This window comes from Sporosarcina sp. FSL W8-0480 (genome assembly GCF_037963765.1).
GTDB lineage: Bacteria > Bacillota > Bacilli > Bacillales_A > Planococcaceae > Sporosarcina.
In genome coordinates, this window is the sequence record NZ_CP150166.1 from 1,868,678 (window position 1) to 1,891,134 (window position 22,457).

27 protein-coding genes are annotated in these 22,457 nt (G+C 39.1%); all 27 read left to right on the forward strand.

Going from position 1 to position 22,457, the window contains the following annotated elements; translation table 11 throughout:
* The 27 genes from NSQ43_RS09730 to tsf all read left to right on the forward strand — a co-directional run bounded on the left by NSQ43_RS09730 (position 1) and on the right by tsf (position 22,378).
* Positions 1-600 (forward strand): hypothetical protein, encoded by a 600-nt coding sequence (locus tag NSQ43_RS09730; protein ID WP_339249693.1) that lies wholly within the window; start codon positions 1-3, stop codon positions 598-600.
* Positions 601-628: 28 nt separating this feature from the next.
* Entirely contained in the window at positions 629-1,894 is a 1,266-nt protein-coding gene (locus NSQ43_RS09735) for a flagellar hook-length control protein FliK (protein ID WP_339249696.1), read from the forward strand.
* 3 nt (positions 1,895-1,897) lie between these two features.
* On the forward strand, positions 1,898-2,542 hold the full coding sequence (gene flgD, locus NSQ43_RS09740; RefSeq protein ID WP_339249698.1) for a flagellar hook assembly protein FlgD: 645 nt from the start codon (positions 1,898-1,900) through the stop codon (positions 2,540-2,542).
* 16 nt (positions 2,543-2,558) lie between these two features.
* Positions 2,559-2,939 (forward strand): TIGR02530 family flagellar biosynthesis protein, encoded by a 381-nt coding sequence (locus tag NSQ43_RS09745; RefSeq protein ID WP_339249700.1) that lies wholly within the window; start codon positions 2,559-2,561, stop codon positions 2,937-2,939.
* A gap of 84 nt (positions 2,940-3,023) precedes the next feature.
* Entirely contained in the window at positions 3,024-3,815 is a 792-nt protein-coding gene (flgG, locus tag NSQ43_RS09750; protein ID WP_339249702.1) for a flagellar basal body rod protein FlgG, read from the forward strand.
* A gap of 310 nt (positions 3,816-4,125) precedes the next feature.
* On the forward strand, positions 4,126-4,347 hold the full coding sequence (locus NSQ43_RS09755; protein ID WP_339249704.1) for a flagellar FlbD family protein: 222 nt from the start codon (positions 4,126-4,128) through the stop codon (positions 4,345-4,347).
* Entirely contained in the window at positions 4,337-4,768 is a 432-nt protein-coding gene (fliL, locus tag NSQ43_RS09760) for a flagellar basal body-associated protein FliL (RefSeq protein ID WP_339249706.1), read from the forward strand. Before NSQ43_RS09755 ends, fliL begins: the two co-directional genes overlap by 11 nt.
* 33 nt (positions 4,769-4,801) lie before the next feature.
* Entirely contained in the window at positions 4,802-5,800 is a 999-nt protein-coding gene (fliM, locus tag NSQ43_RS09765) for a flagellar motor switch protein FliM (RefSeq protein WP_339249708.1), read from the forward strand.
* A complete protein-coding gene (fliY, locus tag NSQ43_RS09770; protein ID WP_339249710.1) occupies positions 5,790-6,995 on the forward strand; it encodes a flagellar motor switch phosphatase FliY in 1,206 nt (401 codons plus the stop codon). The genes fliM and fliY overlap by 11 nt, the downstream gene beginning before the upstream one ends.
* Before the next feature lie 18 nt (positions 6,996-7,013).
* Positions 7,014-7,376 (forward strand): response regulator, encoded by a 363-nt coding sequence (locus tag NSQ43_RS09775; protein WP_339249712.1) that lies wholly within the window; start codon positions 7,014-7,016, stop codon positions 7,374-7,376.
* A 3-nt stretch (positions 7,377-7,379) separates the two neighbouring features.
* Positions 7,380-8,066: a flagellar biosynthetic protein FliO gene (locus NSQ43_RS09780; RefSeq protein ID WP_339249714.1), complete on the forward strand. Its 687-nt coding sequence runs from the start codon at positions 7,380-7,382 to the stop codon at positions 8,064-8,066.
* Positions 8,059-8,724, forward strand: coding sequence for a flagellar type III secretion system pore protein FliP (gene fliP, locus NSQ43_RS09785; protein WP_339249716.1), 666 nt, complete (start codon positions 8,059-8,061; stop codon positions 8,722-8,724). The genes NSQ43_RS09780 and fliP overlap by 8 nt, the downstream gene beginning before the upstream one ends.
* Positions 8,725-8,782: 58 nt before the next feature.
* A complete protein-coding gene (gene fliQ, locus NSQ43_RS09790) occupies positions 8,783-9,052 on the forward strand; it encodes a flagellar biosynthesis protein FliQ (RefSeq protein ID WP_339249718.1) in 270 nt (89 codons plus the stop codon).
* A gap of 4 nt (positions 9,053-9,056) precedes the next feature.
* Positions 9,057-9,833 carry a flagellar biosynthetic protein FliR gene (gene fliR, locus NSQ43_RS09795; protein WP_339249720.1) on the forward strand — a complete coding sequence of 259 codons (777 nt, stop codon included), beginning with the start codon at positions 9,057-9,059 and terminating at the stop codon, positions 9,831-9,833.
* 3 nt (positions 9,834-9,836) lie between these two features.
* Entirely contained in the window at positions 9,837-10,916 is a 1,080-nt protein-coding gene (gene flhB / locus NSQ43_RS09800) for a flagellar biosynthesis protein FlhB (RefSeq protein ID WP_339249722.1), read from the forward strand.
* Between the two features lie 24 nt (positions 10,917-10,940).
* Positions 10,941-12,971, forward strand: coding sequence for a flagellar biosynthesis protein FlhA (gene flhA, locus NSQ43_RS09805; RefSeq protein WP_339249723.1), 2,031 nt, complete (start codon positions 10,941-10,943; stop codon positions 12,969-12,971).
* Positions 12,971-14,077 carry a flagellar biosynthesis protein FlhF gene (flhF, locus tag NSQ43_RS09810; RefSeq protein WP_339249724.1) on the forward strand — a complete coding sequence of 369 codons (1,107 nt, stop codon included), beginning with the start codon at positions 12,971-12,973 and terminating at the stop codon, positions 14,075-14,077. Before flhA ends, flhF begins: the two co-directional genes overlap by 1 nt.
* Positions 14,070-14,933, forward strand: a complete 864-nt coding sequence (locus NSQ43_RS09815) for a MinD/ParA family protein (protein ID WP_339249726.1) — start codon at positions 14,070-14,072, stop codon at positions 14,931-14,933. The genes flhF and NSQ43_RS09815 overlap by 8 nt, the downstream gene beginning before the upstream one ends.
* 188 nt (positions 14,934-15,121) lie before the next feature.
* Positions 15,122-17,101, forward strand: a complete 1,980-nt coding sequence (locus NSQ43_RS09820; RefSeq protein ID WP_339249727.1) for a chemotaxis protein CheA — start codon at positions 15,122-15,124, stop codon at positions 17,099-17,101.
* Between the two features lie 16 nt (positions 17,102-17,117).
* Positions 17,118-17,597 carry a chemotaxis protein CheW gene (locus NSQ43_RS09825; RefSeq protein ID WP_339249728.1) on the forward strand — a complete coding sequence of 160 codons (480 nt, stop codon included), beginning with the start codon at positions 17,118-17,120 and terminating at the stop codon, positions 17,595-17,597.
* Positions 17,587-18,210 carry a chemotaxis protein CheC gene (locus tag NSQ43_RS09830; RefSeq protein ID WP_339249730.1) on the forward strand — a complete coding sequence of 208 codons (624 nt, stop codon included), beginning with the start codon at positions 17,587-17,589 and terminating at the stop codon, positions 18,208-18,210. The genes NSQ43_RS09825 and NSQ43_RS09830 overlap by 11 nt, the downstream gene beginning before the upstream one ends.
* Positions 18,211-18,705, forward strand: a complete 495-nt coding sequence (locus NSQ43_RS09835) for a chemotaxis protein CheD (protein WP_339249731.1) — start codon at positions 18,211-18,213, stop codon at positions 18,703-18,705. It begins immediately after the preceding gene.
* A 141-nt stretch (positions 18,706-18,846) separates the two neighbouring features.
* Entirely contained in the window at positions 18,847-19,626 is a 780-nt protein-coding gene (locus NSQ43_RS09840; protein WP_339249733.1) for a FliA/WhiG family RNA polymerase sigma factor, read from the forward strand.
* Positions 19,623-19,925 (forward strand): RNA polymerase subunit sigma, encoded by a 303-nt coding sequence (locus NSQ43_RS09845; RefSeq protein ID WP_339249735.1) that lies wholly within the window; start codon positions 19,623-19,625, stop codon positions 19,923-19,925. Before NSQ43_RS09840 ends, NSQ43_RS09845 begins: the two co-directional genes overlap by 4 nt.
* A gap of 4 nt (positions 19,926-19,929) precedes the next feature.
* Positions 19,930-20,427 carry a hypothetical protein gene (locus tag NSQ43_RS09850; protein ID WP_339249738.1) on the forward strand — a complete coding sequence of 166 codons (498 nt, stop codon included), beginning with the start codon at positions 19,930-19,932 and terminating at the stop codon, positions 20,425-20,427.
* 143 nt (positions 20,428-20,570) lie between these two features.
* The gene (gene rpsB, locus NSQ43_RS09855; RefSeq protein WP_339249740.1) at positions 20,571-21,302 is read left to right on the forward strand and encodes a 30S ribosomal protein S2; all 732 of its coding nucleotides are present in this window, start codon (positions 20,571-20,573) and stop codon (positions 21,300-21,302) included.
* A gap of 191 nt (positions 21,303-21,493) precedes the next feature.
* Positions 21,494-22,378: a translation elongation factor Ts gene (gene tsf / locus NSQ43_RS09860; RefSeq protein ID WP_339249744.1), complete on the forward strand. Its 885-nt coding sequence runs from the start codon at positions 21,494-21,496 to the stop codon at positions 22,376-22,378.
* Positions 22,379-22,457 lie beyond the last annotated feature (79 nt).

A 22,457-nucleotide genomic window follows, 5' to 3' on the forward strand; every position in this document is an offset into this window, starting at 1 on the left:
GTGAAAAAAACAAAACACCAATTACAGGGTTCAAATGAGGTGAAAAAGAAAGGCGGCGGCCTCTTACAAGGCGTTTTGCTCTGGACTCTTGTCCCATTGCTTTTCACTACAATGGTTCTTTTAATCATAGCTTATGTCGCAGGTATAAATATCTTCGACGAAATAAATGAATGGAAACCCTCACTTCCATTTGTCAGTGAGGTTGCTGAAGAGGAAAAACCTGATGCTTTTTTGTTTGAGGAACGTGTTGTCTCCTTACAGGCTGAAATCCAGGAAAAAGAAGCACAGTTAGTTAAACTCGAAAGGGCACTGTCTAAGGCTGATGAAGAAAAGAAGGAAATGTTAGCTGACCAAAAAGCTCTATTGGCGGAAATCGAAGAATTGAAGATGGCTAAAGATGAACAAAAAAGAGATTTGAAAGAGATTATTTCAACAATTGAAAAGATGTCAGCTAAATCCGTAGCCCCAATTATTTCTAAGATGAGTGACGAAGAGGCGATTGAAATACTTTCAAGCCTTAAGCCGGACGTGTTGGCGCCTATTTTGGAAAAGTTATCAGCAGAAGATGCTGCAAGATATACAAGCCTTTTGACAAAATGACTATTTTCTTTGAAAGGGGGTGAAAAAAGTGAACGTAGGAGCTTTGCAATCTGGTTTTCCTTTAGGCAATAAGCTACCCGACCGTACAAATGTTGGTGGTGGAAACAAGAAGTCGTCGTTCGGTGACATGTTACAGAAGGTAACTACTTCAGTCTCAACAAGAGAAAGTCAACCAACTAAAACGTCAAAAGAAGTGCCTTCCGAATTGATTTCCGATCTAATTTCTGCGGATTCTTCAGAAGATCTACAAAGAGCATTGGAATTATTTCAAGGTGTTGATTCAGTAGAATTATCAGTTCTATTAGGTGAAAAGAATAGCATAACTTTAGACGATTTGTCCACAGCGATGTCAATGGACTCGGAAAAGGTTTTAGAATTATTAAGGGATCTATTGCTGAAGGCAGGTAAATCTATAGAGGAACTGAAAGAACTGACCGTATCTGCAGACATTTGGACACTACTATCCACCTTTGATGGATTGAAAGTTAGCGACTTGGAAAGCTTGAATAATTCTATTCTAAGAAACGGAAGCATGGAAGCTGTACAGTTGCTTGCCTTTTTGAAAACAGTAGAAATTTCGGCAACGCAAATTGTTACGGTGAAATCAATGGAAGAGAACCTACATCTCTTTCAGAGAATGATGGCGGATATAGCTACTCAATTCGATCAAGAATTGATTGCTTTAGGAAAGCAAAAGTTATTGGATTTGCCACTTCAGAAATTCAATTTTAGAATGATTCCTGAAAACAACCCTACCCAAGCTGTTGCAGAAGAAAAAGACAGTCCAAAACAAATGAGTGAATTACAAGCATCTACACCTAACATAACAACTGTAATGAAAGGTGATCTTGTTACAAGCAAAACGAATTCGACTGCTCAAAGCGAATCTTTAATGCGGGAGTTACAAATTTTATTCAAAAGATCGAATTTTGGCCAAGTCAACGGATCGAATCGGATGTTAGTCAAGTTATATCCTGAGCATTTGGGGCAAATTCGTATTGAATTGTTGGAAACAAACGGTGTAATTACTGCGAGGATTTTAGCATCAACAGCCTTTGCAAAAGGTATGTTGGATAGCCAATTACATCAATTAAAACATGCCTTTACAAATCAGAATATCCAAGTCGACCGTATAGATATAGCACAAACAATCCAAGAATCATCAAGGAATGAAAGGGAACAAACCTTTAACGAACATTTTGAACGTGAGCAACAGACAGATAAGGAAAAGAAAGAAAGCCATTCTGAGGAAAATCTGTCCTTTGAAGAGTATCTGATTGAATTGGAGGTGTAGTAAATGATTGATGGACAAAAACCCATTACGGAATCGATGTTCCTTATCAATAAACAACGGGATCAGCGTAAAACAGGTCCGGAAACAATGGGGAAAGATGCCTTCATGAAAATATTAATTGCACAGTTGCAAAACCAGGATCCGACAAATCCAATGAAGGACAATGAATTCATTGCACAAATGGCACAGTTTTCATCATTAGAACAAACAATGAACTTGGCAAGTGCATTTGAAAAGTTCGCTGAAGCACATAATCAAACCCAATTAATTCAATACAATCAATTCGTTGGTAAGAGTGTCCGATGGCATGAAATTTCGGATAAGAAAGACGAAGAGGGGAAAGTTGTTGTTAATGAAGGAACCGGTATTATCCAATCTGCTAAATTCGTGAATGGATCTGTTGTGTTTACGATGGAAGATGGCAAAGAGCTTTCACCAGGCAATATTTCAGAAGTATTATCAGCATCGAATTCAATAGATTTAGTAGCAGCAAGTCGTTTAATAGGTAAAACAGTCGGCTATATGGATGGAGAAGTAGAAAAGTCAGGCACTGTCGTTTCCGTTTCCAATAAAGATGGAAAGCTACAGTTTATTTTAAGTGACGGAAGCCGAATTGATGGAGTTTCATTTACGTCAATTAGCCAATAGAATAGGAGCCATTGTAATGGAGAGGTTGAATTTTCATAGAGTTCCATCGCAACCAATCATTCACCAAAGACATCTCGCAAAATCAACGAATGCACCTAAACAATCTTTCCTTGAACAACTAAATAACGCAATCGAACCGCGTGAGCTTAAAATCAGCAAACATGCAAATGAAAGATTGAAAGAAAGGCATATTCATATTTCAGAAAGCGAATGGGCACATATTGGCGAAAAGGTGAATGAAGCGAAAAAGAAGGGAATTAAAGAATCACTCGTTCTAATGGATCAGGCAGCATTAATCATTAGCGCCAAAAATTCCACAGTCATCACAGCGATGGATCGAAAAGAAGCAAAGGATCAATTATTCACTAATATCGATGGTACAATTGTACTTAGCTAAATAACAATGGCAGGACCTATATGGATGCCATCGTACTGCCGAATGACAGAGGCAGTCACACATATAATCCGGGAGGGAAAAAGCATGTTAAGATCAATGTACTCAGGAATCTCAGGACTACGTAATTTCCAAACAAAATTAGACGTAATCGGTAATAACATCGCAAACGTCAACACATACGGCTTTAAAAAAGGACGAGTTATCTTTAAAGACCTAATTTCACAGACAGTAGCAGGTGCCGCTGCTGGAAATGATAATCGTGGCGGTGTCAATCCGAAACAAGTTGGATTGGGATCGCAAATAGCTGCCATTGACACAATGCACACAAATGGATCTACTCAGTTTACAGGTAACACATTAGACTTAGCGATTTCTGGAGATGGCTTCTTTATGGTAGGAAATTCAGACGGTGAAGATATACTTTATACAAGAGCAGGTAATTTTTATTTGGATCAGGATGGCTACATTGTAGACGGTGAAGGAAGGTTTTTACAAGGAGATGACGGACCAATTCAAGTAGATTTGGAAGCCTCATCAATGTCGATCTCTGAAGACGGTACAGTGACTGCTGTCATAGATAATGTGCCTGAAGAGGTAGGGATTATTCAAATGGCTAAATTCCCAAATCCCGGTGGATTGGAGAAAGTAGGTTCTAACCTTTACCAAAGAACCGCAAACTCCGGTGTACCAAGTGAAGGTGAGCCACTTGATGAAGGTCGCGGTAAAATCGCATCAGGATTCCTTGAAATGTCAAACGTCGACCTTTCAGAAGAATTCACAGAAATGATCGTCGCACAACGTGGTTTCCAAGCAAATACACGTATCATCACAACATCCGACGAAATCCTTCAAGAACTCGTAAACTTGAAACGATAATTATAAGTATATTGATATGCTATTAGTTGATTGAAGTGAAAGGCGGCGACTCCAGCGAAAGCCGTAACGAAGAACGGCTTTTGCGAGTAAAAGCGCAGCGTTACGAGCAGTGTTTATTGCGACTCTAAGGGAGCAGGAATGCCAAAACGGATGCCTTAATTTCTGCAAAAGGCGCAGAAATACGGCAAATCGAACTCTTCGTTGTTCGATTGGCTGAAGCCATGCCCGCGGAAAGCGTCCGCCTGAAACGGAAATCAACGAGGCAGAAAAAAAGGAGGGACGGGCCGGCCCAGTGCCCGGCCCCTTTATAATGATAAAAGTCACACGTCTTAATGGAAAAGTCTTTACATTGAATGCATTATACATAGAAAAAATCGAATCATTTCCCGATACGACAATCACCTTAACAACCGGATCCAAATACGTCGTCCTCGATCCGATTGAAGTCGTCAACCAACGAATTATCGATTTCTATCAAGCTGTTCAATTACTATCAAATCCGCACATCCGGGGTGACGAACATGAAGAATAAAGCTTTAACTTTGATCCTTATCATTTTAATATGTATATCACTTGTCGGTATTATCGGAATCGCCCTTAAGATGCAATTAGACAACAGTGACAAAACAGAAACAAAAGAACTGTCCATTGATGAAATCCTAAAAGCATCGGTTGATATACCTGAGATCATGACAAATTTATCGGGACAGCAGTTTATCAGAATTACATTAAAAATCCAAACAACAGATAAGAAAGCTGCCGAAGAGTTGAAGAAACGAGAATTCCAAGTCCAGAACATGGTAATCCAAGAGCTTTCCGAAATGACATCCAAAGACCTTGAGGGGAAAATAGGAAAACAGGCATTTGAGGATGCCATCAAAGCTCAACTGAATCCCCTTATGCAAAAGGGCGAGATTGAAAAGGTTTATATTGTTAGTTATATCATTCAGTGAACTTAAACATATACAGTACCGGGAGGTGGCCTAATGCCGGAAGATATCTTATCCCAAAATGAAATAGATGCATTATTATCCGCATTGTCAACAGGAGAAATGTCCGCAGAAAACATGAAAAAAGAGGATGGGACCCGGAAGGTCAAAGTATATGATTTCAAACGGGCGCTTCGTTTTTCAAAAGATCAAATTCGTAGTTTAACAAGAATTCATGAGAACTTTGCAAGGTTGTTAACTACATATTTTTCTGCACAATTACGAACTTATATTCAAATACATGTCGCTACAGTCGATCAGATTCCGTTTGAAGAATTCATCCGGTCAATGCCAAATATGACGCTGCTTAACATATTCGATGTTCCACCATTGGAAGGCAATATCATAATGGAAGTCAACCCGAATATTGCATATTCCATGCTTGACCGCTTGATGGGTGGTTCAGGAAAAGGAACTGGACTAATAAATAATATGACGGAGATTGAAACGAAGATTTTAACTAATCTATTTGAACGTTCATTTGACAATTTAAGAGAAGCTTGGTCGGGGATTATTGAAATTGACCCGTATTTGTCTGAAATTGAAGTGAATCCTCAGTTTTTACAAACGATTTCGCCGAATGAAACAGTCGTTGTCATTGGGTTTAACATCGTTATTGGGGAATCGAGTGGCATGCTGAATATTTGTATTCCGCATGTTGTTCTTGAGCCGATTGTTCCAAATCTGTCCGTTAGATATTGGATGCAATCCAATCAGAAAGAATCGACTCCTGAACAGAATACAGAATTGGAAAAACGATTGAAACAAACCACTTTACCAATTAGCGTAGAATTAGGTCAAGGTACAATGTCAATTGATGAATTCTTATCTCTTCAAGTTGACGATGTTGTCCCCCTAAAAAAAAGGATTGAGGATCCTTTGTTAGTTAGGGTTGGTGGAATTCCAAAATTCACAGCCCAGCCAGGCCAATTACGAAATAGAATGGCAGTACAAATTATTGGTAATTTGAACGAAGGGGATGAAGATGATGAGTGATAATATACTTTCCCAAGAGGAAATTGAAGCGTTATTACGAGGCGAAGACATTCAACAGACCAAGACTGACACATCGTCCCAAACGAATCAGTATCCGATTAGTGAATTAAGTGAAATGGAAAAAGACGCTTTAGGGGAAGTTGGAAACATTTCCTTCGGTAGCTCAGCAACAGCACTTTCTTCATTGTTAAGTAATAAAGTCGAAATTACAACACCATCAATCACAGTTGTTGATCGTACAATGCTGATGGCTGAATTCACTCACCCGTACATTGTGGTCCAAGTTAAGTATACAGAAGGTTTAAATGGCATGAATCTCCTAATCATTAAACAAAGGGATGCAGCCGTTATCGCAGATTTGATGCTTGGAGAAGATGGCCAACAACCTCCTGAAGAGCTAAATGAAATTCGTTTAAGTGCAGTGCAAGAAGCGATGAACCAGATGATGGGGTCTGCAGCAACATCAATGTCAACAGTCTTTAATAAAAGGGTCGATATTTCACCACCGACAATCGATGTAATCGATATGAAGCGTGATGATGAAATTTCATACATTCCTGAAAATGAGCCGATGATTAAAGTTTCATTTAAATTAAAGGTTGGGAATTTGATAGACTCCCATATTATGCAACTTTTCCCTTTGCAATTCGGAAAAGACCTTGTGACTACATTGATGGGAATGGATGTTGCTAATGAATCTGCAGTAACTATGGAAACTCCAATACTTCCCCCTACTCGAAACCAACAGCAATCGGCAACGATTGGCGGTCGGGAATCTCATAGTTTCGGAAATAGCGAGGGAGATTCACAAGAAAGCAGTCCGTCATTTGATGAAGGACAACAGAACGAGCAAGTTAAAGAGCAACAACCAACAGTTCAAGTACAACAAGCGCAATTTGCAAGTTTTGAGACTCAGTCATTCGATAAGGCAAAATCGAACAACTTAAATATGTTATTGGATATCCCTTTGCAAGTGACAGTAGAACTTGGACGGACTAAACGCTCTGTTAAAGAAATCCTTGAAATGTCAAGTGGCTATATTATCGAATTGGATAAGTTGGCTGGTGAGCCGGTAGATATTTTAGTGAATAACCGACATATAGCCCGTGGGGAAGTTGTAGTAATCGATGAGAATTTCGGTGTTAGGATTACAGATGTATTGAGCCAAAAAGAAAGATTAAACAATTTAAGATAGAATCCGGAGGCTAACAAAATGGGTAAACGTATATTGATAGTCGATGATGCGGCATTTATGCGTATGATGATCAAAGATATTTTAATAAAAAATAATTTTGAAGTTGTAGGTGAGGCTTCGGATGGTGTACAAGCCGTGGAAAAGTACATGGAATTACTACCAGACCTCGTAACAATGGATATTACAATGCCCGAAATGGATGGGATTACAGCTTTAAAAAAAATTAAAGAAAATGATCCTTCTGCAATAGTCATCATGTGCTCAGCAATGGGGCAACAGGCTATGGTAATCGATGCAATACAGGCAGGAGCGAAAGATTTCATAGTAAAGCCATTTCAAGCTGATCGCGTAGTTGAAGCAATTCAAAAAGCATTGGGTTAACTCATGAACTTTACAAATGGTTTAAAAATAGTCTTAACTTGCCTGCTTACTTTTATTGTTTTAAACGTAGGTCAAACGGATAAGGTTCATGCCGAAGCCGATGGTAATAAATCCATATTTGATTGCCTTGGAAAAAATGAGGACTGTGAACAAGAGCCTGAAAGTGAATTTGATAGTAGTGAATCAATTAATGGCGATCCGGCTAACAAGGAGACGTTTGGATTATCCTTTTGGGATTATGTAAAGACGCTATTCGCGTTACTGTTTGTCATAGCGCTTCTATTCGCTTTATTGAAGTTCATTAACCGGAAAAATAGAATGTTCAATCAGCATCGATTGATGAAAAACATTGGCGGACTTTCACTTGGTCAAAATAAGTCAATCCAATTAGTCGTTATCGGAGAGACTTATTTCATCGTAGGTGTTGGTGATGAAGTTCGTTTGCTTAAAGAAATTACAGATCCCGAAGAAATTAATGTGCTTGAAAATTATTTTGAAAATGAAGACGAGCAAAGCTCATCTAACTTTGTTGATAAAATAATGACACTACTTAAAAGTAAGAGCGGCTCGACAGATGAAGAGTCGGTTGATTTTGGAAAGATTTTCACGTCCAGACTTGATGAATTAAAGGAGGAACGGAAAAAACATTTGAACCGCCTGAAGGAAAAGGAGAACAGAAAAGATGAATGATTTTATGCAGTTTTTCTCTGATAGTAATCCTTCCAACGTGTCGACATCTATCAAAATGCTCCTTCTTCTAACGGTGTTGTCACTTGCACCTGCAATTCTTATTCTTATGACATCATTTGCAAGGATTGTGATTGTGCTTTCATTTGTCCGAACAGCACTTGCAACACAACAGATGCCACCAAATCAGGTTATTGTTGGCTTAGCACTATTTCTAACTTTTTTTATAATGGCTCCAACCTTTCAACAAGTAAACGAAACGGCATTAACACCATTATTCGCCGAGGAAATAACACTTGAAGAGGCATATGATCGTGCAAGCATGCCGTTTAAAGAATTTATGAGTAAACATACACGACAAAAAGATTTGGAACTATTCCTGCGTTACAATCAGGCAGAACGCCCTGAGACGTTGGAAGATATTCCGTTAACTATGATGGTACCGGCTTTTGCCTTAAGTGAGTTAAAGACAGCCTTTCAAATGGGCTTTATGATATTCATACCTTTCCTTGTCATTGATATGATTGTCGCAAGTGTTCTGATGTCGATGGGGATGATGATGTTACCGCCTGTAATGATTTCATTACCATTCAAGATTCTTCTGTTCGTTCTCGTTGATGGCTGGTATCTTATTGTCAAATCATTGTTGCAAAGTTTTTAGCGGGAATTATTTGTCGCTTTCGGCCAATAGATAGTTTTTAAGTATAGGAGTGGTATGAATGTCAGGCGAATTGGTCATAGCGATCGCTGAACGTGCAATATGGGTAATATTATTAGCCTCTGGTCCACTTTTGATTGTGGCATTGGTCACGGGATTGATTGTTAGTATTTTTCAGGCTACGACTCAAATACAGGAACAGACTCTTGCATTTGTACCTAAAATCATTGCAGTACTTGTGGCTATAATATTTTTCGGGCCATGGATGTTATCCAGGGTGACCGCTTTTGCATCGGACATTTTCGAAAATCTTGTTCGATACATAGGGTGATTGAATGGAAGCTCTTTTACCTTCTATAGCTGTCTATTTATTAGTTTTAACAAGGGTAACAGCCTTTATCATAACTGTGCCGCTATTTTCATACCGTGCGATTCCTTCGACGCATAGAATTATTTTTGCAGCTCTATTATCTTGGATGATGGTATATACCATCGATGCACCCGAACTGCAGATTGATGGCTTATATATATTGCTTGTTATTAAGGAGGCAACAACCGGACTTTTTATCGGTATAATTGCCTATATTGTCATTTCGGCAATTCAGGTTGCTGGTGGGTTTATCGATTTTCAAATGGGGTTTGCGATAGCAAACGTTATCGATCCGCAAACAGGCGCACAATCTCCGTTATTGGGACAGTTTTTTAATGTTTTAGCCATGTTGCTCTTATTGACGTTGAATGGTCATCATATGCTATTGGATGGAATTTTTTATAGTTATCGCTTTATACCCATCGATATGCTTTGGCCGTCTTTCGGGAGTGAACGTGTCGTCGAGTTCGTCATTAAGACATTTGCTACATCATTTGCAATCGCATTTCAAATGTCAGTTCCAATCGTCGCAACCTTATTTTTAGTCGACCTTGCACTTGGGATAACAGCAAGGACAGTACCGCAATTAAATATATTCGTTGTCGGTTTTCCGATTAAAATAGGAGTTAGTTTTCTAGTACTTGCGACAATGTTTACGGTAATGATTACGATGATGCGTAAATTGTTTGAAGTGATGATTGCCGCAATGAGGGATCTTATGCTTCTCTTAGGGGGTGGCTAATACATGATTAGACTTGATCTACAGTTCTTTGCCGGTGAAAAAACTGAAAAAGCCACTCCGAAGAAACGACAGGATTCACGAAAAAAAGGACAGGTATTGAAGAGTCAGGATGTGACGAGTGCAGTTGTCCTTCTCAGCATTTTTCTATTTCTTTTTTTTACAGCAGGTCTTATGCGGGATCGTTTTTTTGTGTTTTTCAACCATTCATTTACTGAGTTTTTATCTATTAAATCACTATCGATTGATAGTTCCATGATGATCTATAAAGACATGATTATCCAGATGGCATATATTTTATTACCGATTATGGCAATTGCTGTAATTGCAAGTATTGCCGGTAATCTGTTCCAATTTGGGCTATTGTTCACTACTGAGCCATTGAAATTCGATTTGAAAAAGATTGATCCAATAAAAGGATTAAAACGTATTTTCTCGATCCGGGCTCTTGTGGAGCTTATGAAGTCGTTATTGAAAATCTCATTCATTGGTTTTGCAACAACACTATTGCTTGTCATGAATTTAGATAAAGTTTTGGGCCTTGCTTATAAGACTCCCGAAAATACGCTGCTTACTGTTGGTCAATTGGTTGGTCTTATGGGAATTGTGGCTTCCTTTGTTCTTTTATTTATCGCTATATTAGATTTCTTTTACCAGAAATTTGACTATGAAAAAAACCTTCGAATGTCCAAACAGGATATTAAGGATGAATATAAAAATACTGAAGGGGACCCAATCATCAAATCGCGAATAAAGCAGCGTCAAAGAGAGATGGCTATGAGAAGGATGATGCAAGAAGTCCCGCAGGCGGATGTAGTCATTACAAACCCAACTCACTACGCGATTGCATTGAAATACGATGATGAAAAGATGGATGCCCCGATTGTCATTGCAAAAGGGGCAGATTTTATCGCCCAAAAGATCAAAATAATAGCCAAAGAGAATAATATTGTTATGGTGGAGAATCGTCCTTTGGCAAGAGCCCTTTACGACGATCTTGAGATTGGTGATCGAATACCTGATCAGTTTTTCAAAACCGTTGCTGAAATCTTGGCGTACGTTTACAGAATACAAAGAAAAATTTAGGATTATTGAGAAAGAAGGGATGACATGCAATTTAAGGATATTGGTATATTGACGGCAGTCATTATGATAGTCGCCATGCTTGTCATCCCATTACCGCCTTGGTTATTGAGCTTTTTAATAATTATTAATATTACGCTCGCCCTAATGGTTTTATTGACTTCGATGAATATGCAGGAAGCTTTACAGTTTTCAATTTTCCCTTCTTTAGTTTTATTGCTAACACTATTTCGTCTTGGATTAAATGTTTCAACGACACGGGCAATTCTTTCAAAAGGAGATGCCGGTGGCGTTGTTGATACGTTTGGAACATTTGTTACAGGGGGGAATATTGTTGTAGGTCTTGTTGTCTTTGCCATTTTAGTAATTATTCAATTCGTCGTCATAACAAAAGGTGCGGAACGCGTTTCTGAAGTTGCAGCACGTTTCACGTTAGATGCGATGCCGGGTAAACAGATGAGTATTGATGCGGATTTAAATGCAGGTATGATTTCCGAATCAGAAGCAAGAATGCGCCGTGAAAAAGTTAGTAATGAGGCGGATTTTTATGGAGCGATGGATGGAGCGACAAAATTTGTTAAGGGTGATGCCATTGCTGGTATCATCATTGTAATCATAAACCTCCTTGTAGGGATGATTATAGGGGTTGTTCAAATGGGCTTGCCATTTGCAGAAGCCGCCATGAAATTTTCCCAACTAACAGTAGGTGATGGGATTGTATCCCAAATACCTGCATTGCTCACTTCGACAGCAACTGGTATCGTCGTAACACGGGCAGCTTCCGAGGGGAATCTTGGCTCTGATATTACTAAGCAACTATTTGGACAACCAAAACTTCTCTATGTGGCTGCAACAACGATTTTCCTGTTAGGCCTTTTTACACCAATTCAAGATTTCGTCACGATTCCAATTGCAGCGTCATTGGCAATAGGCGCATACATAATGTCTAAAAAGCCGGACGAGAATCCGGACGAATTGTTGGAAATGGCGGAGGAAGTTGAAACAGAAGGTATGAAAAGTCCGGAAAACGTTGTCAACCTATTGAATGTTGACCCAATCGAATTTGAATTCGGGTATGGACTTATTCCGTTGGTAGACGCCCAGCAAGGAGGTGACCTACTTGACCGGGTTGTTATGATTAGAAGGCAGCTTGCACTTGAGTTAGGATTGGTCATTCCAGTCGTACGGATTAGGGATAATATTCAACTTCAACCGAATGAGTATAGAATTAAAATCAAAGGGAATGAGTTGGCAAAGGGAGACCTTCTTCTTGATCATTATCTCGCAATGAGTCCAGGCGGTGATGATTCCATCAGTGGAATAGATACGATAGAGCCTTCATTTGGCTTGCCAGCAAAATGGATTACAGAGGATGTTAAAGAAGATGCTGAAATTATGGGCTATACTGTCGTAGACCCGCCAAGCGTCGTATCAACCCATCTTACAGAAGTGATTCGTGCAAATGCAGCTGATCTAATTGGTCGCCAGGAAACAAAACAACTTGTAGATCACATTAGTGAAACCTATCCGATATTGGTAGAAGAACTTACACCTACGCCACTTTCAATTGGTGAAATCCAGAAAGTATTGGCCAAGTTATTAAGAGAGAATGTTTCAATCCGCAATCTTCCTATTATATTTGAAACTCTCGCGGATTACTCGAAATATACATCTGATATCGATTTATTAACAGAATATGTCCGACAATCACTTGCACGGCAAATTACAACCCAATACTCGGCCGGGGTGGATACATTAAAAGTATTGACCGTGTCAGGGAAAATTGAAAAGTTAATTGCTGATAACATCCAGCAAACCGAGCAAGGAAACTATCTATCCATCAACCCGTCACACTCACAAGAGATTTTGGAATCGATAGCAAGAGAGATAGAAAGGGTGGCATTGATGGATCAATCACCTGTCATTCTTTGTTCGCCGGCAATACGAATGTACTTAAGGCAAATTACAGAGAGATACTTCCCGCAAATACCTGTTTTATCATACAATGAACTTGAAGCATCAATTGAAATCCAAAGTGTAGGGGTGGTGGAAATTTGATGAAGATGAAGAAATATACAGCGGAGACAATGGTTGAAGCGATGAAGCAAGTACGAAAGGATCTGGGGGAGGAAGCCGTCATACTTAGCTCATCCGTTGTTAAATCGAAAGGTTTTTTGGGGATGTTCAGAAAAAAGTCCGTGGAAGTTGTTGCCGGGTTGGACAGGAATGTGACGAAACCGGCTGAACCGCCAATACTCCCGCAATATTCACCAGTCGTGAAAAAGACTGATTCAGAAATTCAAAAAGAAATGAATGAGATGAAGAAACTTTTACAGGAAATGAAACAAGTGGCGTCTTTCGGAAGCCTTCCTGAAGAATTACAACCTTTGCTTGCATCATTGGAGCAACAAGATCTGTCTAAAGAGATGGTGTTAAAAATTGGCACTGAAATTTTCTCTTTAATGAAGTCAGAGAAGAAAGACTTCACAATGGCGGAACAGCTTCAGATTGTAAAAGATTTTATGATGAAACAGTATTCTGATTTACCATTCGGTGGCATTTCATTTAATAAAAAATACGTAAACCTACTTGGACCGACTGGTGTAGGAAAAACAACTACAATTGCTAAGATTGCAGCGAGAGCGGTTCTGGAAAATAGGAAAAAGATTGGATTTATAACAACTGATACATATCGAATTGCAGCAATTGAGCAACTTAGGACATATGCAAACTTACTGCAGGCACCAGTTGAAGTAGTTTATAACAGCAATGATTTTAAAGCAGCGATAGATAAAATGAAAGATCTTGATTTGATATTTATCGATACTGCCGGACGTAATTATATGGAAAAGAAATTTTTGGACGATTTGAACCGTATTATTGATTTTTCGATTAATATGGAATCTTTCCTTGTCCTATCCGTTACATCAAAGGAAGCTGATATGAGGAAGATTATCGAGATGTTTTCCTCATTCCCGATTGAGAAATTCATTTTCACTAAAGTGGATGAAACCGGCTCGATTGGTCAAATGTTTAATTTGATGAAAGAATATAAAATAGGGACGGCATATTTTACGGACGGTCAGGAAGTGCCTGAGGATATTATGGAGGCTAATCTTGAAGCAATGCTCAATCTGCTATTGGTAGGTGTTAAACATGCGTGATCAAGCCGAAGCACTTAGATTGAAAATGTTGAAGGCCAAGGGTGAATTAGCGCGATCTATTGCAATTGTTAGTGGAAAAGGAGGAGTAGGAAAATCTAACTTTTCCATTAACTTTGCGCACTCCCTTATAAAAAAAGGAAAGAAAGTCATTGTTATTGATATGGATATAGGTATGGGCAATATTTCAATTCTTTTAGGGGAATCACCGAAAAACAGTTTGCAAGACTATTTAATTGGTGATATGGAATTGGAAGATGTTATTAATGTTGAAAATGAAGGGTTGGTATATATATCGGGTGGATCGGGGTTAGATAGCGTACTGGAATGGTCCGAGGACACGTTAAATCGTTTATTTACTGCTTTCGAACAATTACAGCAAGAATACGATTTCATCCTTTTTGATATGGCGGCAGGTGCCACCCAGCAATCTATCGATCTAATTCTATCCGTAGATGAGGTCATTGTTATCTCTACGACTGAACCTACGTCCATTACGGATGCATATTCCATGATGAAATTCATCTATCTGAAAGATCAAGAGAAAGAGTTCCATATTGTCAGCAATCGACTGACCAAACGAGATGGTGGAAACGACGCAGTAAAAAGGTTGCAATTTGCAATGCGAAAGTTTTTAGATAAGGAAACAGCAATTTTAGGTTTTCTACCTGAAGATCCATCTGTACAAAAAGCTGTATTAGCCCAAAAACCCTTTTTACTCCTTTATCCGAACGCTCCAATTTCAAAATGTATGTCGGCAATAGCCGATAAATTTGTCCATTTGAATGAAACAGAGCTGAAAAGAGAGACTGGATTCATTGGCAAATTGAAGGGGATTTTTATGAAAGGGCGTCAATAATAACACCTCATTACCTATTTATAGCCAAACCCGGAATCTATTGTATATGAATTTCAATCAATAGGGCAATAGGTTTTAAGTAGCGAAAGAACCATGTAGATTGGGACAAAAGTGGCTTGGCTTACACAAGGAATTACAACTACGACAATTTTATGGGTCATACATCGCAGAGGGGGGCGACAATAAGAATGGAAATAGCTCAATACTTGGGTATGTTCTTGGACGAAAGTAAAGAACATATACAGGCATGTAATGAACTCTTACTTAAACTTGAAAAAAATTCGCAAGACGTATCCATTGTTAATGAAATATTCCGCTCTGCACATACGTTAAAAGGCATGGCAGCAACGATGGGCTACGGAAATATTGTCGAAGTGACACATAAAATGGAGAATATTCTTGATGCGATACGTAATTCCAAAATCATTGTGACGACAGAAATTCTCGATACAGTCTTTAAAGCAGTCGATTTATTGGAAGAAATGGTGTTGGAGATAGAAGCCGGAGGAACAGGTGAAAAAGATGTAAGTGAAATCTTAAACGCACTAAACAGGATTGAATCTGACCATTCAATCCTGTTGACCTCAAGAAAAAAGACTGTTGAACAGGCAATCGTATACGATGAATATGAAATGACAGTTATTCGTCAATCACATGAAGAGGGTTTCAATGCATTTGAGATACGCGTCTTACTACGTGAAGATTGCATATTAAAAGCTGCCCGTGTATTCATGGTGTTTGAGTTAGTCGAGAAGTTCGGCGAAATCATTAAGTCGACTCCATCTATTGAACAGCTGGAAAACGAAGACTTTGATTTTCTATTCACTATCGTTTTATTAACAAAAAGCAAAGCTGATACACTAAGAAAACAGGTAATGAATATATCAGAAGTGGAGAACGTTCTTGTACTTCCGGTTACGGAAGGGGCTATTCAAACATCTGATCAGGATGAAAGCCAAGGATATGCCGTGGCAGAGATAAATCCTAAAAAAGACAGTAGAGTACGAACTGTCCATCAAACCAACAAAACAATCCGTGTCAATACAGATCGGCTCGATAATTTAATGAATCTGTTTGAGGAACTAATAATTGATAGAGGGCGCCTACAATCCATCGCCAACGAATTACATAATGAAGATTTAGATGAAACTGTGGAACGTATGACACGGATAACTAGCGACCTTCAAAGTATTATTCTTAAAATGAGAATGGTTCCAGTAGAAACAGTGTTTAACCGTTTCCCTAAAATGGTACGTCAAATGGCACGTGATTTAGGTAAAGATATTAATCTTGAAATTACAGGTACTGAAACCGAGCTGGATCGCACAGTTATGGATGAAATTGGTGACCCACTCGTTCATTTAATTCGAAATGCTATTGACCACGGAATAGAAAGTCCTGCAGTACGATTTGAAAAAGGAAAGCCTGCTGACGGGTCTATATCTCTACGTGCTTTTCATTCGGGGAACCATGTCTATATCGAATTGGAAGATGACGGGGCAGGCATTAACCAGGAACTTGTTTTAGAGAAAGCCATTAATAGTGGGATAGTCAGTAAAGAGATTGCATCTTCATTGACAGATGATCAAATTTTAGAATTGATCATGTCACCGGGTTTTTCAACAGCTGAAAGGGTTACCGATTTATCTGGCCGGGGCGTCGGATTGGATGTTGTGAAAAGTAAGATAGAATCCCTTGGAGGATATATCACAATAAAGTCCGAACAGGATCAAGGAACACTATTCCAAATACAATTGCCACTTACACTATCAATCATTTCTGTAATGCTTGTGAATTTAGGTGAGGATGTATATGCCATTCCACTTTCCTCGATTCTTGAAGTGGCCATTATTAGAACTTCAGATATTATGAATGCCCATAACCAAAAGTTAATTGACGTGAGGGGAAATATTGTACCACTTGTAAATTTAAAAGAAATCTTTGAGATGAACAATTGTGACGAAACAAGAGTATTTCAATCAATCGTTATTGTCCAAAAGGGTGAGAAGATGGCCGGCATAATGGTGGATTCATTCATTGGACAGCAAGAAATTGTACTAAAATCACTTGGCGATTACTTGCAAAGCGTATATGCCATTTCTGGTGCTACGATTCTTGGTAGCGGCAAAGTTGCATTAGTCGTAGATTGCAATGCATTAATAAAATAGACGGGAGGGAGTTCGGATGGCTACATCTGACAGTTGGGACAAAAATGAAGAAGTAATCAAAGTAGTTGTATTCCAGTTGGCAGAGAAAGAGTATATGCTAAATGTTGACGTGGTTGAGTCGATTGAAATGATCCTTCCAATAACAAATGTCCCACTAACACCCTCCTATGTAAAAGGCATCGTCAATCTTAGAGGGGTTATTACACCAATCATTGATTTACGAACACGATTTCAATTGGAGATGAAACCGTTTGATGAAGATACCCGGATCATCATCGTTTCGTGTGACAAGTTTAAAGTTGGATTAATCGTTGATATGGCGACCGATGTTATTGATATTCCAAAGGATGTAATAGAGCCACAACCGAAAGTGGTGGGCTCTGTGGAGTCTGAATTCATCAATGGCGTTGCAAAAATCGATAAACGAATATTGGTTATGCTGAATTTAGATGAAGTACTGATTCCTGTGAAACGAGTGAGTGTCGATGAATATTGACTATAAAATTACGGATATCCATCTCGATGTCTTAAAAGAAATTGGAAGTATCGGTGCAGCACACGCTGCCACTTCGTTATCCCAGTTGTTGGATAAGAAAATTGAGATGCTTGTACCAAACGTCAATATTGTTTCATTCGATGAAATGTTCGATTTGGCAGGAGGTTCCGAAAGAATTGTCGTCGGTATACTGCAAAAGATCGACGGAGATCTTTCCGGTAATATGTTTTATCTATTGCCTCTGAAATCTGCAAATCAGCTGATTAAAAGATTGATAGGTGAAAACTCAATCGATTTTCATAATTCAACGGTTTCGGAATTGGCGGTATCTGCGATGCAAGAAGTTGGTAATATTTTAGCAGGGTCGTATCTCTCGGCTTTATCGGATTTCACCAAGTTGAATATTCAGCCCACAGTTCCATCACTCTGTGTAGATATGGTGGGCGCTATTATTAGTTACGGACTAATTGAACTATCGCATCATTACGACGAGGCCATTATCATAGATACCCAAATTATCGTTGAAGGTAGTTCTAGTGTAGATGGGCATTTTTTTCTGCTTCCAAACCCTGAGGCGTATATTTCCTTATTTCGTTCGTTAGGTGTTCTATAAATGGATACATCGAATAATGCTGTTAGAGTTGGCATTGCGGATATGAAGATCGTTAAAGCTCCTCAAAAAATCAGGACATCGAGTTTAGGGTCTTGCGTTGGTGTTGTTCTATATGATGAATCAATCGAAATTGCTGGACTTGTGCATGTGATGCTGCCTGATTCAAATCGTGGGCGATTAGATAGTAGTAATAAGGCTAAATTTGCAGACACAGGTATCTATTCATTGGTGGAATTGTTAAAAGATAAGGGAGTAAATCCAAATTCTTTGAAAGCTAAAATTGCTGGTGGAGCACAAATGTTTCAATTCGGATCAAAAGATACAATCCGCATTGGTCCACGAAATGTAGAAGCGGTCAAGACGGTGCTTAGCCAACTTTCAATCCCTATCATTGCAGAAGATACAGGGGGTTCAAGAGGTCGTTCAATTGAATTTGACCCCATATCGACTAAATTAAGCATCCGAACGGTTAAAGAAGGAATGAAGGAAATTTGAAAGCGGTAATTATGGATTCCTGAACGGTATATGGAAAGGTATTGAGGGGACTGAAAAAGTCGCTTTTTTTCAGTGGCGTTTGCTATAATTATAGTCAAACTATGCGGATGAATGTCGTAACATGGAGATTGGGGTGAGTTCATGTCTAAACAGGATGTAACGGATGAAGATAAAATTTGGATACAATGGTTGGAAAAAAGGGATTCAGATGCAGGTGATATCCTAGTCCGAAAATATACTCCACTTGTCAATTATCATGTGCAACGAATCAGTTCCGGTCTGCCCCGCAATGTATCAAGGGATGATATTACAAGCCTTGGACTCCAAGGACTATTCGACGCGTTAACAAAATTCGATCCAAACAGAGATTTGAAATTTGATACATATGCATCATTCAGGATACGTGGATCGATAATAGACGGGCTACGTAAAGATGATTGGATGCCAAGGTTAGCCCGGGAAAAGTCAAAAAAGATGGAGAATGAAATTAGAAAGTTAGAACAAAAATTATTGCGACATGCCACTCCGGAAGAAATTGCCGATCACCTTGGCCTAAAAGTGGATGAGGTCTATCAGACAATGCACGAACACTACTTCTCAAACGTTCTATCGATGGAGGAACGAGTAGGTGTCGAAGATGAGGAAGGTAATTCGTATACTATACAAGATCATCATGAACGAACTCCGGAGCATCAAGTAATGATGGGCGAGCTTGTTCAAGATTTAACAATGAAAATCAAAGATTTAAATTCGAATGAACAACTGGTATTAGACCTATTTTATACGAATGAAATGACCTTGACCGAAATAGGTGAGATTTTCGGGTTATCGACTTCACGAATTTCTCAAATTCATTCTAAAGCGCTTTTCAAACTAAGAAAGTCACTATTACCTGAAGTAGTGGATGGAGGGATTTTATGAGCTTAAAAGGAATCGAACTCCAAATTGCAATTCCAAGAACTTTCGATGCTGGTAAAATAACTGAGCAAAAGCAGCAACAACATCAAATTGACCATGGACATGCCCAAACGTTAAACGAAAAAGAACTATTGAAAAGCCGTGAGACTGTCATGCAGTCTGACAAACTCGCAAAAACAGATCCCGACTCGAAAAGCAGTCAACAAGAAAAGGAGTCATCACCAAGAAATCGTCAACAAAGAGAAGAGGAAAAGAAAGCGATGCACCCTTATAAAGGGTCATTCGTCGACTTTACGGGTTAAACATATGAGTTCGTTATTTTTATTATTGTTATTCGTTTTACAAATGGTCAGTTTTTACGTCATCGCACTTCTATATATGAGAATATCCAAATTCAACAACCTAGAAAAAAAGCAAGAGCGGCTTATGGCTGAAATGGATAACGCAATTGCCGCTTACCTTGCCGAATTAAAAGAGGAAAATGAAAGGCTTATCAATATCATTGAAAAGCGTGAAGAGAAAGTACTTATAAAAGTACAAGAGGAAGTAAACCATATCCGTGAGACAAAGATTGCGGATAAGGAAGACGAATTTACAATCGTTCAACCAAATATTCCTGTAAATATTGCATTGAAGTCCTATCAGAATGCCCCTACAGTGAAAAAAACAGTAAGCCCAACTCCCGAACAGAACGACCACCAACGCGCCATCTCGATGTTCGATGAAGGCAAAACAATAGAAGAGATCGCCAAAACCCTCGGCAAAGGAAAAACCGAGGTAGAACTACTACTCAAACTCCGTTGAACAAAGTTGCAAATTTATTACCGCTATGGTATATTATCAAATGGTGTTACTACACACGTACGTGGACGATGGAATCGGTGCCGAAAGGTAACTCCATCGGATGAAACATACGGAGGAAATCAACCAAATAGGAGGAAAATCAAATGTCAGTAATCTCAATGAAACAACTGCTTGAAGCAGGTGTACACTTCGGACACCAAACTCGTCGTTGGAATCCGAAAATGAAGAAATTTATCTTCCAAGAACGTAACGGAATCTACATCATCGATCTTCAAAAGACGGTGAAAAAACTTGAAGAAGCATACGACTTCATGCGTCAAGTTGGTGCTGATGGCGGAAAAGTACTTTTCGTCGGAACAAAAAAACAAGCACAAGATGCTATCAAAGAAGAGGCAGAACGTGCTGGAATGTACTACATCAACCAACGTTGGCTTGGTGGTACACTTACAAACTTTGGAACAATCCAAAAACGTGTTGCACGTATGAAGAAAATCGAAACTATGGAAGAGGACGGTACATTCTCTGTACTTCCTAAAAAAGAAGTTTCTGAACTAAGAAAAGAACACGATCGTCTTGTGAAATTCCTTGGCGGTATTCGTGACATGAAATCATTGCCAGATGTTATCTTTGTTGTTGACCCACGCAAAGAACGCATCGCTGTGGCTGAAGCTATCAAATTGAACATCCCACTCGTCGGTATTGTTGATACGAACTGTGATCCGGATGAAATCGACTACGTCATTCCTGCAAATGATGACGCTATCCGTGCTGTTCGCTTACTAACAAGCAAAATGGCAGATGCGTTGATCGAATCAAGACAAGGCGCAGACGAAGAAGTATCAGAAGAAGCGTCTGAAGCAGTAGCTGCAGAGTAAATTCAAGAAATGAACAGACGATAAGCGGCCAACCCCCTTATCGTCTTTTTTAAAGAATTGTTTTTGTAGGCAATTTGTATGTTTTTAGCAATTTTTGTTGATTGAAGCGGAAAGCATTAGCTTGTAGCGGAAATCAACAGTTGATGCTAAAGTATTGTCGTCACAAATCACTCATACAGGAGGAAATTATAATGGCAATTACAGCACAAATGGTAAAAGAACTTCGTGAAAAAACTGGCGCAGGTATGATGGACTGCAAAAAAGCACTAACTGAAGTAAACGGTGATATGGAAGCAGCAGTAGACTTCCTTCGTGAAAAAGGTCTTTCAAGCGCAGCTAAAAAAGCTGACCGTATTGCAGCAGAAGGTACAACTGAAATCATCGTTAACGGCAACGAAGCAGTCATCTTCGAAGTAAACGCTGAAACAGACTTTGTTGCGAAAAACGAAGGATTCCAAACACTTGTAAAAGAACTTGGTGAACACCTTCTTGCAGTAAAACCAGCTACAATCGAAGAAGCAAACGAATCTAAAATGGATAACGGCCTTTCAGTCGCTGACCATATTTCTAATGCTGTTTCGAAAATCGGAGAGAAAATCACTCTTCGTCGCTTTGAAGTGAAAACAAAAACAGACAACGACGCATTCGGTCCATACCTACACATGGGTGGCCGTATTGCTGTATTAACAATACTTGAAGGTACAACAGACGCTGATGCAGCGAAAGACGTTGCAATGCATATCGCTGCATTGAACCCTAAATACATTTCACGTGACGAAGTGTCTGAAGAAGAAGTAGAGCGCGAGCGTAAAGTTCTTACAGAACAAGCGTTGAACGAAGGCAAGCCTGAAAATATCGTTGCTAAAATGGTTGAAGGCCGTCTTGGTAAATACTTCGAAGAGATTTGTGTACTTGACCAAGCATTCGTTAAAAATTCAGATCAAAAAGTCCGTGACTTCGTTAAGTCCACTGGTGGCACTTTGAAAGAATTCGTTCGCTATGCTGTAGGTGAAGGAATCGAAAAACGTGAAGATAACTTTGCTGAAGAAGTTATGAGCCAAGTTAAAGGCAACTAATTCACATTTAATGAATACAAAATAATTTAGGGGACACAACTTTGTGTTCCCTATTTTTCAAGAAAATTATAGACGGAGG

Excerpts from the sequence above, each read along its gene's own strand:
- flhB (WP_339249722.1), top strand. The coding sequence starts at position 9,837 with ATGATTAGACTTGATCTACAGTTCTTTGCCGGTGAAAAAACTGAAAAA.
- NSQ43_RS09775 (WP_339249712.1), top strand. The coding sequence starts at position 7,014 with ATGGGTAAACGTATATTGATAGTCGATGATGCGGCATTTATGCGTATG.
- flhF (WP_339249724.1), top strand. The coding sequence starts at position 12,971 with ATGAAGATGAAGAAATATACAGCGGAGACAATGGTTGAAGCGATGAAG.
- tsf (WP_339249744.1), top strand. The coding sequence starts at position 21,494 with ATGGCAATTACAGCACAAATGGTAAAAGAACTTCGTGAAAAAACTGGC.
- fliL (WP_339249706.1), top strand. The coding sequence starts at position 4,337 with ATGAAGAATAAAGCTTTAACTTTGATCCTTATCATTTTAATATGTATA.
- NSQ43_RS09850 (WP_339249738.1), top strand. The coding sequence starts at position 19,930 with ATGAGTTCGTTATTTTTATTATTGTTATTCGTTTTACAAATGGTCAGT.
- fliP (WP_339249716.1), top strand. The coding sequence starts at position 8,059 with ATGAATGATTTTATGCAGTTTTTCTCTGATAGTAATCCTTCCAACGTG.
- fliQ (WP_339249718.1), top strand. The coding sequence starts at position 8,783 with ATGTCAGGCGAATTGGTCATAGCGATCGCTGAACGTGCAATATGGGTA.
- NSQ43_RS09840 (WP_339249733.1), top strand. The coding sequence starts at position 18,847 with ATGTCTAAACAGGATGTAACGGATGAAGATAAAATTTGGATACAATGG.
- flhA (WP_339249723.1), top strand. The coding sequence starts at position 10,941 with ATGCAATTTAAGGATATTGGTATATTGACGGCAGTCATTATGATAGTC.
- NSQ43_RS09820 (WP_339249727.1), top strand. The coding sequence starts at position 15,122 with ATGGAAATAGCTCAATACTTGGGTATGTTCTTGGACGAAAGTAAAGAA.
- NSQ43_RS09830 (WP_339249730.1), top strand. The coding sequence starts at position 17,587 with ATGAATATTGACTATAAAATTACGGATATCCATCTCGATGTCTTAAAA.
- NSQ43_RS09780 (WP_339249714.1), top strand. The coding sequence starts at position 7,380 with ATGAACTTTACAAATGGTTTAAAAATAGTCTTAACTTGCCTGCTTACT.
- NSQ43_RS09815 (WP_339249726.1), top strand. The coding sequence starts at position 14,070 with ATGCGTGATCAAGCCGAAGCACTTAGATTGAAAATGTTGAAGGCCAAG.
- rpsB (WP_339249740.1), top strand. The coding sequence starts at position 20,571 with ATGTCAGTAATCTCAATGAAACAACTGCTTGAAGCAGGTGTACACTTC.
- NSQ43_RS09835 (WP_339249731.1), top strand. The coding sequence starts at position 18,211 with ATGGATACATCGAATAATGCTGTTAGAGTTGGCATTGCGGATATGAAG.
- NSQ43_RS09825 (WP_339249728.1), top strand. The coding sequence starts at position 17,118 with ATGGCTACATCTGACAGTTGGGACAAAAATGAAGAAGTAATCAAAGTA.
- NSQ43_RS09745 (WP_339249700.1), top strand. The coding sequence starts at position 2,559 with ATGGAGAGGTTGAATTTTCATAGAGTTCCATCGCAACCAATCATTCAC.
- fliR (WP_339249720.1), top strand. The coding sequence starts at position 9,057 with ATGGAAGCTCTTTTACCTTCTATAGCTGTCTATTTATTAGTTTTAACA.
- flgG (WP_339249702.1), top strand. The coding sequence starts at position 3,024 with ATGTTAAGATCAATGTACTCAGGAATCTCAGGACTACGTAATTTCCAA.
- flgD (WP_339249698.1), top strand. The coding sequence starts at position 1,898 with ATGATTGATGGACAAAAACCCATTACGGAATCGATGTTCCTTATCAAT.
- NSQ43_RS09845 (WP_339249735.1), top strand. The coding sequence starts at position 19,623 with ATGAGCTTAAAAGGAATCGAACTCCAAATTGCAATTCCAAGAACTTTC.
- fliY (WP_339249710.1), top strand. The coding sequence starts at position 5,790 with ATGATGAGTGATAATATACTTTCCCAAGAGGAAATTGAAGCGTTATTA.
- NSQ43_RS09755 (WP_339249704.1), top strand. The coding sequence starts at position 4,126 with ATGATAAAAGTCACACGTCTTAATGGAAAAGTCTTTACATTGAATGCA.
- fliM (WP_339249708.1), top strand. The coding sequence starts at position 4,802 with ATGCCGGAAGATATCTTATCCCAAAATGAAATAGATGCATTATTATCC.